The 15983-nt window shown below is 70.5% G+C and carries 15 protein-coding genes; 7 read left to right on the top strand and 8 right to left on the bottom strand.

Annotation, left to right across the window (positions count from 1 at the left end; translation table 11 throughout):
* The coding region (locus GA0115259_RS12030) for a dolichyl-phosphate-mannose--protein mannosyltransferase (RefSeq protein WP_176732517.1) at positions 1–1524 on the top strand (1524 nt) is incomplete at its 5' end.
* A gap of 152 nt (positions 1525–1676) precedes the next feature.
* On the top strand, positions 1677–3314 hold the full coding sequence (locus GA0115259_RS12025) for a penicillin-binding transpeptidase domain-containing protein (protein WP_093594959.1): 1638 nt from the start codon (positions 1677–1679) through the stop codon (positions 3312–3314).
* A 176-nt stretch (positions 3315–3490) separates the two neighbouring features.
* On the opposite strand, the gene GA0115259_RS39590 is transcribed toward GA0115259_RS12025, so the two are convergent.
* Positions 3491–3952, bottom strand: a complete 462-nt coding sequence (locus tag GA0115259_RS39590; protein ID WP_141716534.1) for a hypothetical protein — start codon at positions 3950–3952, stop codon at positions 3491–3493.
* A gap of 115 nt (positions 3953–4067) precedes the next feature.
* Here GA0115259_RS39590 and GA0115259_RS12015 point away from each other — a divergent pair, with 115 nt between their 5' ends.
* Complete coding sequence (locus tag GA0115259_RS12015) at positions 4068–4766, top strand: alpha/beta fold hydrolase (RefSeq protein WP_093594956.1); 699 nt, start codon at positions 4068–4070, stop codon at positions 4764–4766.
* 118 nt (positions 4767–4884) lie between these two features.
* On the opposite strand, the gene GA0115259_RS12010 is transcribed toward GA0115259_RS12015, so the two are convergent.
* Complete coding sequence (locus tag GA0115259_RS12010; RefSeq protein ID WP_176732516.1) at positions 4885–5274, bottom strand: alpha/beta fold hydrolase; 390 nt, start codon at positions 5272–5274, stop codon at positions 4885–4887.
* Between the two features lie 55 nt (positions 5275–5329).
* On the opposite strand from GA0115259_RS12010, the gene GA0115259_RS12005 reads away from it, so the two are divergent.
* A complete protein-coding gene (locus GA0115259_RS12005; RefSeq protein WP_093594968.1) occupies positions 5330–5836 on the top strand; it encodes a YbaK/EbsC family protein in 507 nt (168 codons plus the stop codon).
* Positions 5833–6699 (top strand): DMT family transporter, encoded by an 867-nt coding sequence (locus tag GA0115259_RS12000; RefSeq protein WP_093594953.1) that lies wholly within the window; start codon positions 5833–5835, stop codon positions 6697–6699. The genes GA0115259_RS12005 and GA0115259_RS12000 overlap by 4 nt, the downstream gene beginning before the upstream one ends.
* Positions 6700–6736: 37 nt before the next feature.
* Here the strand turns inward: GA0115259_RS12000 and GA0115259_RS11995 are convergent, their stop codons facing one another.
* Positions 6737–7507, bottom strand: coding sequence for an SDR family NAD(P)-dependent oxidoreductase (locus tag GA0115259_RS11995; RefSeq protein ID WP_093594950.1), 771 nt, complete (start codon positions 7505–7507; stop codon positions 6737–6739).
* Positions 7508–7780: 273 nt separating this feature from the next.
* On the opposite strand from GA0115259_RS11995, the gene GA0115259_RS11990 reads away from it, so the two are divergent.
* Positions 7781–8845: a DUF1259 domain-containing protein gene (locus GA0115259_RS11990; protein ID WP_093594947.1), complete on the top strand. Its 1065-nt coding sequence runs from the start codon at positions 7781–7783 to the stop codon at positions 8843–8845.
* 27 nt (positions 8846–8872) lie between these two features.
* Here GA0115259_RS11990 and GA0115259_RS11985 read toward each other — a convergent pair whose 3' ends face one another.
* Genes GA0115259_RS11985 through GA0115259_RS11970 form a run of 4 tightly spaced genes read right to left on the bottom strand, consistent with a single transcriptional unit; the run spans position 8873 to position 12910 of the window.
* Positions 8873–10168: a serine hydrolase domain-containing protein gene (locus GA0115259_RS11985; protein WP_093594943.1), complete on the bottom strand. Its 1296-nt coding sequence runs from the start codon at positions 10166–10168 to the stop codon at positions 8873–8875.
* 52 nt (positions 10169–10220) lie between these two features.
* Positions 10221–11036, bottom strand: a complete 816-nt coding sequence (locus tag GA0115259_RS11980) for an energy-coupling factor ABC transporter ATP-binding protein (protein WP_093594940.1) — start codon at positions 11034–11036, stop codon at positions 10221–10223.
* 19 nt (positions 11037–11055) lie between these two features.
* A complete protein-coding gene (gene cbiQ / locus GA0115259_RS11975; RefSeq protein ID WP_093594937.1) occupies positions 11056–11817 on the bottom strand; it encodes a cobalt ECF transporter T component CbiQ in 762 nt (253 codons plus the stop codon).
* Position 11818: 1 nt separating this feature from the next.
* Positions 11819–12910, bottom strand: coding sequence for an energy-coupling factor ABC transporter permease (locus GA0115259_RS11970; RefSeq protein ID WP_093594934.1), 1092 nt, complete (start codon positions 12908–12910; stop codon positions 11819–11821).
* 196 nt (positions 12911–13106) lie between these two features.
* Between GA0115259_RS11970 and GA0115259_RS11965 the strand changes: the two genes are divergently transcribed.
* The gene (locus GA0115259_RS11965; protein ID WP_093594931.1) at positions 13107–13520 is read left to right on the top strand and encodes an SsgA family sporulation/cell division regulator; all 414 of its coding nucleotides are present in this window, start codon (positions 13107–13109) and stop codon (positions 13518–13520) included.
* Between the two features lie 276 nt (positions 13521–13796).
* Here GA0115259_RS11965 and GA0115259_RS11960 read toward each other — a convergent pair.
* Positions 13797–15983, bottom strand: a 2187-nt coding sequence (locus GA0115259_RS11960; protein WP_107469169.1) for an MMPL family transporter, incomplete at its 5' end; no start/stop codon positions are given.

The raw sequence follows: 15983 nt of genomic DNA, 5'->3' as shown, positions 1-15983 counted from the left end.
CTGGTCCGCTGGTCCGCCTGGGGCGGGCCGCTGCTGGTGGCGGCGGTGGCGGGAGTGCTGCGCTTCTGGCACCTGGGCAGCCCCAAGGCGGTGATATTCGACGAGACGTACTACGCGAAGGACGCCTGGGCGCTGGTCAACCAGGGCTACGAGGGAAGCTGGCCCAAGGACATCGACAAGCAGATCCTGGCCGATCCGTCGAAGGTGCCGCTGCCGACGGACCCGGGATATGTCGTCCATCCGCCGGTGGGCAAGTGGGTCATCGGCCTCGGCGAGCAGCTCTTCGGGTTCACGCCCTTCGGCTGGCGCTTCATGGTGGCGGTGCTCGGCACGCTCTCGGTGCTGATGCTGTGCCGGATCGGGCGGCGGCTGTTCCGTTCCACGTTCCTCGGATGTCTGGCGGGCGGACTGCTCGCCGTCGACGGTCTGCACTTCGTGATGAGCCGTACCGCGCTCCTCGATCTGGTGCTGATGTTCTTCGTCCTGGCCGCCTTCGGATGTCTGGTGACCGACCGCGACTGGGCACGGCGCCGGCTGGCCGCGGCGCTCCCGGTGGACGAGGAGGGCCTGCTGCGCCCGGACGTCGAGGTCGCGGAGCGGCTGCGGCTGGGCTGGCGGCCATGGCGGATCGCGGCCGGACTGATGCTGGGCCTGGCCTTCGCGACGAAGTGGAACGGGCTCTACATCCTGGCCGCCTTCGCCGTCATGGCCGTCCTGTGGGATGTCGGCGCCCGGCGCACGGCGGGCGCGGTACGGCCGTACGTAGCGGTGCTCCGCCGGGACATCGTGCCGGCGTTCATCTCGACGGTGCCGGTCGCGATCGTCACGTACGTCGTCTCCTGGACCGGCTGGATCGTCACCGACAAGGGCTACTTCAGGAACTGGGCCACGACGCAGGGCAAGGGCGGCCACTTCACCTGGCTGCCGGACTGGCTGCGCAGCCTGTGGCACTACGAGAACGAGGTCTACCAGTTCCACATCAATCTGACCTCCGGCCACACCTATCAGTCGAACCCGTGGAGCTGGATCGTCCTGGGCCGCCCGGTCTCGTACTTCTACGAGGACCCGAAGGCCGGCACCGACGGCTGCCCGGCGGGCACACCGGGCAACTGCGCCCGTGAGGTACTGGCGATCGGCACGCCTCTGCTCTGGTGGGCGGGCGGCCTGGCGCTCTGCTACGTGCTGTGGCGCTGGTTCTTCCGCCGCGACTGGCGCGCGGGCGCGATCGCCTGCGCCGTGGCGGCGGGCTGGGTGCCCTGGCTCTTCTACCAGGAGCGGACGATCTTCCTCTTCTACGCGGTCGTCTTCGTCCCGTACCTCTGCCTCGCGGTCACCATGCTGGCCGGCGCCCTCATCGGCCCACCGGGCTCCGACGAACGCCGCAGAACGATCGGCGCGGTCGGCGCGGGCGTACTGGTCCTGCTGATCATCTGGAACTTCATCTACTTCTGGCCGCTCTACACCGGCACCCCGATCCCGATCGACTCCTGGCGCAGCCGGATGTGGTTCGACACGTGGGTGTAGTCCGACGGGGGTGGTGGTGTGGCTGGGAGGAGATCGTCCCAGTCCTATAACGCACTCCTCCCTTGACACACCCGTCCCGTAGAGTTCGGTCCGATACTTCCTTGAACATGTTCAGATGTTCCAGGAGGCTCCTGGGGAGGGGGACTGCACAGATGCGCAGTGGAGCGAAGGTCGCGATAGTCGGCGGCGTGTTCGCCGTGGTCGCCGGCGGGGTGGGATACGGCGCGTACAACGTGTACAGCGGGCTCACCGGCGGAAACACGAACACCACCACCACATCCGAGACGCGAGAGGTCAAGACCGGGCCGCTGAGCGCCGACGAGATCGACAAGGCCGCGAAGGACTTCCTCGCCGGATGGGCGGACGGAAGCGAGGGCGCGACCGTCGCCCAGCTCACCAACGACCCGACCGCCGCGGCGCCCGTCATCGACGGCTACCGCGACCAGGCCCATGTCACCGACGCGGTGATCACACCGGGCCGGGCGGTGGGTGCGAAGGTGCCGTTCACCGTCAAGGCCACGGTGGCGTTCGGCGGCGAGAGCAAGCCGTGGTCGTACAGCTCCGAGCTGACCGTCGTACGCGGGCTGACCACCGGGCGTCCGCTGGTCGACTGGGCGCCGGCCGTGATCCATCCCGGGCTGACGGACACGACGTATCTGGAGACCTCCGAGGCGAAGGTCCCGCCGATCAAGGCGGTGGACCGCAACGGCGTGGAGCTGACGAAGGCGAAGTACCCCTCGCTCGGGTCCGTCCTGGACCAGCTCCAGGAGCGGTACGGCAGCGACGCGGGCGGCTCGCCGGGCATCGAGCTGTCGCTGAAGAGCGACGGCGAGAGCGTGCCCGGACAGACTCTGCTCACCCTCGCCAAGGGCAAGGAGGGCACGCTGCGCACCACGCTGGACGCGAATGTGCAGGCCGCCGCCGAGCAGGCGGTGAAGAAGTTCAGCGAGGCGTCGGTCGCGGCGGTCAAGCCCAGTACGGGCGAGATCCTGGCGGTCGCCAACAACCGCAAGGACGGCTTCAACGCGGCGATGCTCGGCAAGCAGGCGCCCGGCTCCACGATGAAGATCGTGACGGCGGCGATGCTGCTGGAGAAGGGCCTGGCCGACGCCAACCGTCCCGCCGAGTGTCCGGCGACCGCGATGTACCAGGGCCGTACGTTCCAGAACCTGGACGGTTTCTCGATCCCGAACGGCACATTCGCGCAGAGCTTCGCCCGTTCCTGCAACACCGCCTTCATCAAGCTGATCGACGACACGCACGACGACTCGGCGCTGAAGAACGAGGCCGAGGAGGTGTTCGGCATCGGCCTCGACAACTGGAAGACCGGGATCGCCTCCTTCGACGGAAGCGTGCCGTCGGCGGCGGGCGGCGAGGCGGCGGCGCAGTACATCGGGCAGGGCACGGTCCAGATGAACGTGCTCAACATGGCGTCCATCACCGCCACCGCGAAGAACGGCTCGTTCAAGCAGCCCGTCATCGTGCCGCGCTCGCTGGACGACCGCGCCCTGGCCACCGCGGCGCGCTCGCTCCCGTACTCCGTGGCGCAGCAGCTCCGCGACATGATGCGGCTCACGGCGACGAGCGGTACGGCGGCGAACGCGATGTCCGGACTCGGCGGCGACAAGGGCGCGAAGACAGGCTCGGCGGAGGTCGACGGCCAGGCCACGTCGAACAGTTGGTTCACCGGCTTCCAGAACGACGTGGCCGCCGCGGCGGTCGTCCAGTCGGGCGGCCACGGCGGAGACGCGGCGGGCCCGGTGGTGGCGGCGGTGCTCAGGGCGGGCTGACGGCTGCCCGCGCTCGGCCCATGGGGCGCAGGGCATCATGTTCGTCCCCTACTACCCGCTGGCCTCAGGGCGGCTCAGCAGCTACGACGAACTGACAGGCCCGGCGGAGCGCCTCGGCGTGACGCCGGCCCACGTCGCACTGGCCTGGCTGCTGCGCCGCTCTCCCGCCGTGGTCGTCATTCGGCTTCGGAGTCCAGCAGCCTTGCGACCGCCAGTGCCGCCTCGACCTGCACCGCGACCAGGTCTCCCAGCGGATACGCCTCTGCGACGAGGTACGCCTCGGCTTCGGCGCACCAGTTGTCGAACAATGCGTCGGCGTCCTGGCCGGCTGCCCGTACGGCGGCCCGCTGGTTGCCCGCGCGCAGCTCGACGTCGAGTTGACGCCGGAGCAGGCCGACGGCCCTGAGCCGGACCATGTGGGTCGTGCAGAGCGCGGTGAACTCTTCGGCCACCGTGGCATCCCGGCCCTCGAACACCGACGCCATGGCCTGATAGGCCGGCACAAGCCCGCCGATCTGCTCAAGGGCCCCGGCCAGGGCGCGGCGCAGGGGGGTGTCGATCGTGAGGTGGGGCTTCACCGGGTCGGCGATCGCCGTGAGTTCCCTGACGGCCTCCTGGGCATCGTGGGCGCCTTCCACGAGGACGGTTCGAGTAGGACCGGCCGCTGGACGCCACTGCGGCGACGAGACGTGGCCGGGATGTGCCGCGGGCGGTTTCGGGGGCGTTGTCCGACCTCTCCGCTACGTTGCCGTCATGACGCAATTCGTACTGGTCGCAGGCGCGTGGCTCGGATCGTGGGCATGGGACGAGGTGGTGCCGTTGCTGCGTGCGGGCGGACACGGCGCCCACCCGTTGACACTGTCCGGCCTCGCGGAGAAGCAGGGCGTGCCGGCCGGGCAGCAGACCCATGTGCAGGACATCGTCGGCGAGATCGAACGCCAAGATCTGCGCGATGTCGTCCTGGTGGGGCACAGCTATTCGGGCATCCCGGTCGGTCAGGCCGCCGAGCGGATCGGCGACCGGCTGGCCCGCGTGGTCTTCGTCGACTCCAACGTTCCGACCGACGGAGAGTCGTTCGTCTCCGCCTGGTGGGAGGGCCCGGCGAAGCTGGAGGCCGCGATCGCCGCGAACGGCGGCTTCTGGGCACCGCTGACCGCGGCCGACTACGCCGGACAGGGCCTCACCGATGAGCAGGTCACACGGATCGTGAGCGGCTCGACACCGCACCCGGGTGCGTCGCTGGCCGAGCCGGCCGTGCTGGCCCGGCCGCTCGGCGAGCTTCCGGCGACATACATCAAGTGCCTGCTCGACGGCGCGGAGCCGAGCGAGGACGTGGCCCGGTTGCTGACCGGCGAACACTGGCGGCTGGTCGAGATGGACACCGGACACTGGCCGATGTTCTCCCGACCGGGCGAACTGGCACGGATCCTCCTCGACGCGGCCGGCGAGTGACCGTGGTTCCGTACGTCAAGGCGACGGACGTACGGTCGACCGCGTGGCGGCGCGCACCGTAGCGCGGTAGCCGGTCAGCCGGCCTGCCCGCATACGCCTCGTACGGCGCGTACGCGCCTCAGGCGTCCCGGTACGGAGCCAGGAAGCGCATCAGTGCCGCCAGCATCGCCTCGGGGGCTTCCTCGGCCGGGTAGTGGCCGCAGTCCGGGAGGATCACGCTTTCCAGGTCGTCGGCGGCCAACTTCATGGTGTTCTCGACCAGTTCGGCCGAGCATTCCGCTCCCGCGATCGTCAGAACCTGCAGCGTCAGCCGTCGGCGCCTGCGGCGGGTGTTCTGCTCCATCGTCGTGTCGAGCGCGCGGTAGAACTCGAAGCTGGAGCGCAGCGCCTCGGGACCGGCCGAGAGAGCGTCGGCCGCGCCGGCACTCCGCTCGCCGACCTCCGCGCCGTCGTCCGGATCGCCTGCACCACGGTGGCGGACACACTCACTCGCGCGAAGGCTCCGCACGGCCCGGAGGAAAGCAGGTGGTACGGCCCGGCCCGTGGCCGCTAGCGTGCGACGCATGAGCACTTCCGACACCGCCGCCTCCGCCGCCCACCCGCGTTTCGCCGAGGCCCTCCGTGAGCTGGGCCTCGACGCGGTCACCGGGCGGATCCGCCGCTTCCCCGACGCCACCCGCACCGCCGCGGAGGCAGCCGCCGCGATCGGCTGCGGTCTCGGCGAGATCGTCAAGTCGCTGGTCTTCGAGGCCGACGGAGTGCCCGTACTGGTACTGATGGACGGCGCCTCACGGGTCGATGTGGAGCGGGTACGACAGGAGTTGGGCGCGGCGGCCGTCAAGCGGGCCGGCGCCGATGCCGTACGGGAGACCACCGGCTACGCCATCGGAGGCGTCCCGCCCTTCGGGCACCTTACGAAGACCCGCGTGCTGGCCGACCGAGGGCTGCTCGCACACTCCGTGGTCTGGGCGGCCGCGGGCACACCGCACTCGGTGTTCCCCATGGACCCGACTTCCCTGATCACACACGCGGGCGGCACCCTGGTGGACGTCCGCGAGCGCGAGGCGTGACACCGCTCGTCGCCGCCGCGGTCCTGGTCGCCGCCCTCACCCACGCGAGCTGGAACGCCATCGCGCACACCATCAAGGACCAGCTCGCCGCGTTCACGCTGATCGGCGGAGGCGCGGCGGTGATCGGTGCGGTGATCGCCTGTTTCGCGCCGCTGCCATGCCCGGCTGCCTGGCCGTACCTGCTCGTCTCGGCGCTGCTGCACATCGGCTATCAAGCGCTGCTCATGCGCTCGTTCAGCCTCGGTGACTTCGGCCAGATGTATCCGATCGCGCGCGGCACGGCGCCTCTGGTGGTCACCGTCCTGGCGGCGGTCTTCGTGGGCGAGTCCCTGGACATCTGGCAGGCGACGGGGGTGGCGGTCGCCTCGGCGGGACTGCTGGGCGTGGCGCTGTGGGGGATTCGGGGAACGAAGGGCGCGACGCGGAACGGACCCCACTGGCCCGCGCTGCTGGCCGCGCTCGCGACCGGGCTGTCGATCGCCGCGTACACCGTCGTGGACGGCGTGGGCGTACGGAACTCGGGCTCGCCGATCGGCTACATCGCCTGGCTGATGATCCTGGAGGGCGCCCTGATCCCGGCGTACGCCCTGCGCACCCGCCGCGCCCGGCTGCTCTACCAGCTCCGCCCCCACGCCGTCCTCGGGCTTTTCGGCGCGGCCCTCTCCATGCTGGCCTACGGGCTGGTCCTGTGGGCCCAGTCCCGCGCTCCTCTCGCTCCGGTCGCGGCCTTGCGCGAGTCCTCCATCATCGTGGGCGCGGCGATCGGCGCGCTCTTCTTCAAGGAGCGCTTCGGGACTCCGAGGATCGCGGCGGCCGGACTGGTGGTGGTGGGTATCGGGCTGATGCTGCACACCACCGGGTGAGAGCCGGAACCGCGCCGCACCCTCAGCCCCTGCACCCTCACGCCTCCGAGCCCAGCGCCCGCCGCAGGCCCACGTTGCTCGTCAGGAGTCCGCCGTCCACCGGGAGTGTCACGCCCGTGATCCATGTGGCGTCCTGGGACGCCAGGAACGCGACCGCCGACGCCACATCGGCCGGTGTGCCCACCCGGCCCATCGGGTAGTGCGGCGCCGCGCGGTCCAACTGCGCCTCACGGCCCGTCCAGGCATCCGTGGCGATCGTGCCCGGAGCGACGAGATTGACGCGGACACCTCGCGGCGCCGCGTGGCCGGCCAGCGTACGGGTCAGGCTCGCCAGGCCCGCCTTGGCCGCGCTGTAGGCGTGATTGCCGAAGTCCTGCTCGCCGTTGACGGAACCGACCGTGACGATCGCGCCCCGGCCCGAGGCCACGAGATGCGGAAGCGCCGCGCGGGCGCAGCGGAACGCGCCCGTGAGCGTGATGTCGAGATCCCGCGCCCAGCCCTCGTCCGGTTCGTCCTCGAAGAGCGGAGCGTCCGGTGTGCACGCGTAGGCGTTGTTGACCAGTACGTCCAGTGCGCCGAAGCGCTCCACCGCGTACGCGACCGCCGCTTCCACCGACGAGCGGTCGGCCACGTCGCACCCGTACGCCACCGCGTCCGGGATGCTCTCCGCCGCCCGTGCCGCGCGCTTCTCGTCCAGGTCCGTGACCAGGACGCGCGCGCCCTCCTGCGCCAGCCGGCGCGCGGTCGCCTCGCCGATGCCGCGTCCGGCTCCGGTGATCAGTACGCCGTATCCCTCGAAACGTCTCATCGGCCGATCATGTCGCCGACCGCACCGCCCGCACCAGGGCCCGTGAGCCGACCGCCCCCCGACGCGCGCCCCCGACGCATGCCCCCGGCGCGCGCCCTCACGCAAGCCCCGGTGCATGCCCCGGATGACCGAACGCGACCGCCCCAGCGGCACTGCGGCGAGGGCGTGTTGGGCCCGGCCGCAAGGGCTCTCCCGGCATACCCCGGGCGCCGTTCCGTGGATCGCGCGCCCCGACGGATCATGTTTTGATCTCGTTACGGAGGTACAAACGTGATGAGCGGAGACTCACAGCAGGAAAGCGGCACTTCCGACAGCGGCGCGGCCACACCGCCGCGACGGCGGCTGCTGGTCGCGGCGGCGCTGGCGCCGGTGCTGGCCGGGGTGGGAACAGTCGTCGCCCTGGCCGAGCCCGGCGAGACGACCGGGACTCCCCAGGGCGGTGGCGGCCACGGGCCCGTCAAACCGGTGCCCACCACGCTGGCGGACTGGAAGGACGTGTCACACGCGCTCGGCCGCACGGGCGAGCTCGTACGCGGCGTCTTCTACCACACCCGGTTCCCGCGCAGCGACCTGAAGGTGGTCTCGTACGGGGTCGAGGTCAGCCCCGGGCTCGCCCTGGGTTCGCACATGGGCTTCGTCCGGTACACCGACCACAGCTGCCTGGTCATGGGCGATCTGAATGTCACCGAGAAGGAACTCCAGGGCGTGCTCGACGCCTTGACGGAGCACGGCATCGCGGTGACCGCCCTGCACAAGCATCTGCTCTCCCACTCCCCCGACGTCTGGTGGTGCCATATCCACGGGCACGGACACGACGCGGCGGCGCTCGCCCGCGGTCTGCGCGTGGCGATGGACCGCACGGCGAGCCCGCCCGCCAGGCCCCCGGGCAGGCCGTCGGGCACATCGTCCCGCCCCGGCCTGGACGTCTCGGGGATCGAGGAGGCGATGGGGGTCAAGGGCTCCGACGACGGCGGGATCTTCAAGTGCGTCTTCGCCCGCCGCGAGCCCATCATCGACCGGGGACGGGTGCTGCCGCCGGGCCTGGGCGCGACCTCGGCCTTCAACTTCCAGGCGCTGGGGGGCGGCCGGGCCGCGCTCAACGGTGACTTCGCCATGGTCGCCGACGAGGTCCAGGAGGTCCTGACGATCCTGCGCAAGGGCGGGATCAGTCTTGTCGAGGTCCACAACCACGGCCTCTACGAGGAACCGCGCCTGTTCTTCACCCACTTGTGGGCCGTGGACGACGCCGTCAAGATCGCCGAGGCACTGCGCCCGGCGCTGGACGTCACCAATGTGGACCCGGTCGACTCGGAGCGGGAGAAGCCCGACGACGTATGACGCCGGCGGGGCGTGCCGTGACCGTCCTCAGAGCGCCGAAGCCACCGACGGCACGGAACGCACCGCCCGCACCAGCGCCTGCGCGCGGGGATCCGCCGTAACTCCCTTGCGCATACCGTTCGTCACATACCCGAACGCGATCCCCGACTCGGGATCCGCGAAGCCCAGCGAGCCGCCGCGCCCCGGATGCCCGAAAGAGCCGGGTCCGAGCAGCGGCGCCGCAGGGCCGTGCAGCATATGGCCCAGGCCGAAGCGGGTGGCGACGACCAGGACCCGGTCCGGGCCCGCCGACTCCTCCGTACGCGCCAAGGTCAGCGTGGCGGGCGCGAAGAGCCGGTGGCCGTCCACCGGGCCGATCATCGCGGCGTAGCACCGTGCCAGGGCGCGCGCCGTCGAGATGCCGCCGGAGCCCGGGAGCACGGCGGCGCGGTACGCCGGGTCGTTCTCGTCGGGCCGCGGATCAATCACCCCGAACGCGCGGCGGGTGAGCGACCCGGTGTCCTGGTACGCCTCGGAGACCGACCGTTTGGGCCGCAGCCGCAGCGCGCCGCCCCCCACCGCAGGCTCCGCGAGCTCCGCGGACTCCGTCAGCCGTCCGATCCGCCCGACCCGGTGGGCCTCCTCGGCCGGCAGCCCGACCCAGAAGTCCAGCCCCAGCGGACGGGCGATCTCCTCGGCGATCCACCGGCCGACGCTCCGCCCGGTGACCCGTCGGACCAGTTCGGCGATCAGCCAGCTGTAGGTGTGCGCGTGGTAGCCGTGGTCCGTGCCCGGCTCCCAGACGGGCCGCTGGGCGGCCAGCGCCCGCGCGCCCGACTCGCCGTCGAGCGCCTCGGCCGGAGTCAGCGGCCGGTCGAGTACGGGTACGCCCGCGCGGTGCGAGAGGAGATGCCGTACGAGCACACGCTCCTTGCCCGCGGCCTTGAACTCGGGCCAGTACGTGCCGACCGGCGCGTCGAGATCGATCTGTCCGCGCTGGTGCAGCAGGAGCGGTACGGCGGCGGCGATCCCTTTCGTCGCCGAGCGGACGATCTGGGCGGTGTCCACGGCCCACGGCGCCGGATCGGAGACGTAATCCGAAGCACCCGCGTCCGGCTCCGTGCCCACACCCGAACCAGCCACGCCCGAACCCGCCCCGGCCCCGGCCCCGGCCGCACGCTCCGCTCCGTCCACATCGCGTGTCCCCGCCCACAGGTCCACGACCTTGCGCCCGTCCTGGAACACGGCGACCGCCGCGCCCCGTTCACCGAGCCGCTCGAAGTTCCTTACGAAAGCGTCCCTGACCGGCTCGAAGCCCGCCGCCACCGTGCCCTGGACGTCCACGCCCGCGCCACCCACCCCGTCATAGCGCCACGCCCCGACGGCGCGACCCCCTCTATGGTGCTACGTGTCCGGGCGACACGGAACGCGGGTCGAATCCGAACGGCAGCTCCAGCCGGTGCGCGGCCATCAGTTCCTCGTCGCCGAGCAGCCGGTGCGTGGGCCCGTCCGCCACGATGACACCGTCGCTGAGGATCACCGCACGTGGGCAGAGTTCGAGCGCGTACGGCAGATCGTGCGTGACCATCAGCACGGTGATGTCCAGCGAGCGCAAGATATCGGCGAGTTCACGCCGGGACGCGGGATCGAGATTGGACGAGGGCTCGTCGAGGACGAGGATCTCCGGCTCCATCGCCAGTACGGTCGCCACGGCGACCCGGCGCCGCTGCCCGAAGGAGAGATGGTGCGGCGGCCGGTTCGCGTACTCCGTCATCCCGACCCGGCCGAGCGCGGTGACGACGCGCGCCTCCAGCTCCGGCCCGCGCAGCCCGGCGGCGGCCGGTCCGAAGGCCACGTCCTCCCGTACCGTCGGCATGAACAACTGGTCGTCCGGGTCCTGGAAGACGATGCCCACCCGGCGCCGGATCTCGGCCAGATTCCGTTTGGCCACCGGCAGCCCGGCGACCGCGACCGAACCGGCGCCCGCCGCGAGGATCCCGTTGAGATGCAGGACGAGCGTGGTCTTGCCGGCGCCGTTGGGACCGAGCAGCGCCACCCGCTCACCGCGCCCGACGGTCAGATCGACGCCGAAGAGGGCCTGATGGCCGTCCGGATAGGCGTATGCGAGCCCGCTGACCTCAAGCGAGGCAGGCGCGGAAACCGGAACGGGCCCGGGTACGGAAGCCCCGGGTACGGCAGGAGGAACGGTCATGGGGTCCAGCCAAAGACGGTCATAGGGTCCAGCCAAGCAGACAGACGGCGAGCGCCGTCAGCGGGAGGGCGGCTGCGTAGCTCCACTGCGCCCGGGACGCGGTCACCTCGTCGATGACCGGCATGGTGCCCGTGTATCCCCGGCTCACCATCGCCAGATGCACGCGCTCGCCTCGCTCGTAGGAGCGGATGAAGAGCGCGCCGGCCGACTTGGCGAGCACGCCCCAATGCCGTACGCCTCGCGCCTCGAAACCGCGCGAGCGCCGGGCGATCGACATCCGGCGCATCTCGTCGGTGATGACATCGCCGTAACGGATCATGAAGGAGGCGATCTGGACGAGCAGCGGCGGCAGCCGCAGTCGCTGGAGACCGAGCAGCAGGGAGCGCAGTTCGGTCGTGGAGGCGAGGATCACGGACGCGGCCACGCCCAGCGTGCCCTTGGCGAGTACGTTCCAGGCACCCCAGAGGCCCGGCACGCTCAACGAGAGTCCCAGGAACCGGACCTGGTCGCCCGGGACCACGAACGGCATGAGCACCGCGAACGCCACGAACGGGATCTCGATCAGCAGCCTGCCCAGCAGAAAGCCGGCCGGGATACGGGCCACTCCGGCGACCGCGGCAAGCAGCACTCCGTACAGCGCGAACGCCCAGACCGCCTCGCGCGGCGTGGAGACCACCACGGTCACAAAGCAGAAGACGGCGGCGAGCTTGCAGTGCGGAGGCAGCTGATGGACCGGCGAGTGTCCGTGCCGGTAGAGCTTGTGGGCATGGCCCGCGCCCATGTCAGACGCTCCCGCCGACGGCGGACCCGGCGGGCGGCGAAGTGGCGGTCCCTGTGCGGCGACGGCGCACCGCCCAGAAGACACCGCTGCCCACGACGACCGTGGCGCCCACTCCGATCACTCCGGCGAGACCGCCGGAGAGCCGGGCGTCGGAGATGTCCTTTACGCCGTAGTCGGCGAGCGGCGAGTCGGCGGAGGCGTGCTCCTCGGTCTTCTTGTCGATGCCGTGGTCGGCGGCGACCTTCTCCAGACCGTCAGGATTGGCGGAGGCGTAGAAGGAGACGAAGCCGGCCAGGACGAGGGCGGTGACCAGACCCGTGACCAGGAGCGGACGGTTCGAGCGGGCGGCCACAGGAACCGCTGCCGAGGAAGGCGAGGCCGCGGCAGGAGAAGCCGCCGGCGCGGCATCCACCAGCTCGCCGCCCACGCGCAGCTTCAGCGGCGCGGACAGCCCTCGGGCTCCGTGCACCAGGTCGGGCCGTACGGCGATGACCGCGCCGACCGTCAGCGCGGTGATCACGGCCTCGCCGATCCCGATCAGCACATGGACGCCGACCATCGCGGTCAGCACCTTCCCGATCGGTACGTCCGTCGTCCCTCCGACGGCGTAGATACCGGTGAAGACAAGGGCCGCGGCCGGTACGGAGACCAGCGCGGCGACGAACGAGGAGACGGTCACGGAGCGGCGCGTGCGCGGCAGCACCTTGACCAGGCCGCGGAAGAGCGCGTACGAGACGACGGTCGTCACCACGCCCATGACGGTGATGTTCACACCGAGCGCGGTGAGCCCGCCGTCCGCGAAGAGGATGCCCTGCATCAGCAGGACGACGGAGATACAGAGGACGCCGGTGAACGGACCGACGAGTATCGCCGCCAGCGCTCCGCCCAGCAGATGGCCGCTCGTACCGGCCGCCACGGGAAAGTTGAGCATCTGCACGGCGAAGATGAAGGCGGCGACGAGTCCGGCGAGCGGCGCGGTGCGCTCGTCCAGCTCACGGCGCGCGCCGCGCAGACTGACCGCCACGGCACCCGCGGCGACGACGCCGGCGGCGACCGAGACAGGTACATCGATGAATCCGTCGGGGACATGCATGAGCGGGCTCCGCTTCCTGCTGGTGGGCAAGCCGTTCGATAGTAGAGCCATGTTGCGAACGGTTCGCAAGAGCAGGTTGTACGCGAGTTGCCGTGCCGGTGATCGAGGAATGTCACTTCAGCCACAATTAGTGATAAATGCATATTCTTTGTAGGATTAAGCATTAAACCTCTCTCAAATGGAGGAGGTCCCAGCGATGTCACCCGTCGTCGAGCAGTCCGCCAAATGCCGGCTCATCACGGACGCGCCTTACTCCAAGGCCGTTCCGGTCACCCTCCGCTATGACGGTGATGATCCCCTCGCCATCCGTATCGTCTTTCCGGTCGAGGTCTCCCTCGACGACAGTGAGGTCATCTGGGCCTTCGCCCGGGATCTCCTCGACGAGGGACTGCGCATTCCCTCCGGCGACGGCGACGTACAGGTCTGGCCGTGCGGCCGGGCCCAGACGGTGCTGGAGTTCCACTCGCCGGAAGGTGTGGCGATGGTGCAGTTCGATTCCGCGCCGCTGCGCCGGTTCCTGCGGAGTTCGTACGCGATGGTCCCCGCGGGCGAGGAGCGCCACGACCTTCAGGTCGAGAACGAACTGGGCCGGCTGCTCCACCGGACGTAAGAAATTCGCGAGCACGTAAGAGATCCGCGAGCGTCACCGAGGAGACCCACGAGCGTCCCGGGAATCCACGGGCACAGCACGGCGGCCCGGTCCTCCACCTCACCCAGGAAGTGGACGACCGGGCCGCGTGCACCGCTCCGGCTCCCGTCCCCACGGCTGCCGGTGCGTACCGGGACCATGCGCCGCTCACGCCGAGGTCCCGGCGTACAGGCTGAGACCGTCGCCGGCCTCAGACGGGCTTCAGGCGGGCCTCGGACTCGCCTCGGACGCGTCGTCTCAGACGCTCACCAGCTCCCGCTCGGAGCCCGGACCGCCCGGACCGCCGTCCGCGCCCGCCGTGTCCCCGAGCCGCTTGCGCAGCGCCTCGCCCTCGACGTCCACATTGGGCAGCGCCCGGTCCAGCCAGCGCGGCAGCCACCAGGCATTCCTGCCGAGCAGCGCGAGCACCGCCGGCACGATCGCCATCCGGACCACGAACGCGTCGAAGAAGACGGCGATCGCGAGACCGAAGCCGATCATCTTGATCATCGACTCGCTGGAGCCGATGAAGCCCGCGAAGACGGCGATCATGATCACCGCCGCGGCCGAGACCACGCGGGCGCCGTGCCGGAAGCCGGTGACGATCGCCTCACCGGGCCGCTCGCCGTGCACATACGCCTCGCGCATCCGTGTGACCAGGAAGACCTCGTAGTCCATGGCCAGCCCGAACACCACGCCCACCATGAAGATCGGCATCATCGACATCACAGGACCGGTCTGCTCGACTCCCAGCAGCCCGCCGAGCCAGCCCCACTGGAAGACCGCGACCACCGCGCCGAGCGCGGCCACGACGGAGAGCAGAAAGCCCAGCGCCGCCTTGAGCGGTACGAGCACCGACCGGAAGACCAGCATCAGCAGCAGGAACGCCAGGCCGACGACGAGCGCGAGATACGGGATCAGCGCGTCGTTCATCTTCTGCGAGAAGTCGATGTTCATCGCGGTGGCGCCGGTGACCAGGACCTCGGCGCCGCTGTCCGCCGTGATCCGCCCGCCCGTGTCACGGATGGAGTGGACCAGATTCTCGGTCTCGACCGAGGACGGACGGTCCTTGGGAATCACCGTGATGGTCGCGGTGTCGCCCGCCTTGTTGAGGGTGGACGGAGTGACGACGGCGACGCCGTCCATCTTCTTCACGGTGTCGGCGACCTCGGTGGCCGCCGCCTTGGCGTTGTCGTTGGCCTTGCCGTCGACCACGACCATCAGCGGCCCGTTGAAGCCGGGACCGAAGCCGTCGGACAGCAGGTCGTACGCCTTGCGCTGAGTGGTGCTGACCGGCTGCGAACCGTCGTCCGGCAGGCCCAGCTCCAGCGAGGTGGCCGGAAGGGCGATCGCGCCGAGCCCGAGGACGGCCGTGATCAGTACGGTGACGGGCCGACGCAGTACGAACCGCGCCCAGCGGGTGCCCATGTTGGCCTTGTGCTCGTGGTGCCCGCTCTCCAGCGACTTGCGTGCCTTGCGGCCGTGCACCCGCTTGCCCGCGAAGCCGAGCAGCGCCGGGATCAGGGTGAGCGCGATGAGGACGGCGATCACGACCGTGCCGGCGGCGGCGAAGCCCATCTTGCTGAGCATCGGGATATTGACCACGGCGAGACCGACCAGCGCGATGACGACCGTCAGCCCGGCGAAGACCACGGCGGATCCGGCGGTGCCCACGGCCCGTCCTGCCGCGTCCTCACGCTCTCTGCCCTCGGCCAGTTCGGCGCGGTAGCGCGAGACGATGAACAGCGCGTAGTCGATACCGACCGCGAGACCGATCATCATCGCCAGAGTCGAGGTGGTGGAGCCCAGGTCCAGCACATTGGCGAGCGCGGTGATCGTCGAGATACCGACACCGACGCCGATGAGCGCGGTGAGCAGCGGAAGCCCGGCCGCGATCAGCGAACCGAATGTGATGACGAGCACCACCGCGGCGATGGCCACACCGATGATCTCGGTGGCACCGGTCTCCGGGGCCGCCTGGAGCGCGTCACCGCCGATCTCCACCGCGAGCCCTTGCGCCCGCGCGTCGGCGCCGGTCTCCTCCAGCGCCGTACGGGTCTCGTCGGTCAGCTCCATCGAGGCGACCTTGTACGAGACCGACACATACGCCGTCGATCCGTCCTTCGAGACGGCGTTCGCGGTGTACGGATCGGTCACCGAGGAGACCTGGCCGGAACCGCCCGACAGTTCGTCCACGATCGCGCGGACCTCGGCCTTGTGGCCGGCGTCGGTCATCTTCTCGTTCGCGGGCGCCTTGAAGACGACCCGGGCGGTGGCGCCGTCGGCGCTGCCTCCGGGGAAGCGCTGTTCCAGCAGGTCGAAGGCCTTCTGGGCCTCCGTTCCCGGAATGGAGAAAGAACTGGACGTGGGGGTCGACGCGGAGGCGGCACCGACTCCGGCGACCGCCAGCAGCGCCACCCACAACAGGGCGACATAGTGGCGGGG

The sequence above is a fragment of the Streptomyces sp. MnatMP-M17 genome, from assembly GCF_900091995.1.
Classification (GTDB): Bacteria; Actinomycetota; Actinomycetes; order Streptomycetales; family Streptomycetaceae; genus Streptomyces.
Note: the sequence above shows the minus strand (reverse complement) of the source record. Positions and strands in the feature narration are given on the sequence as shown.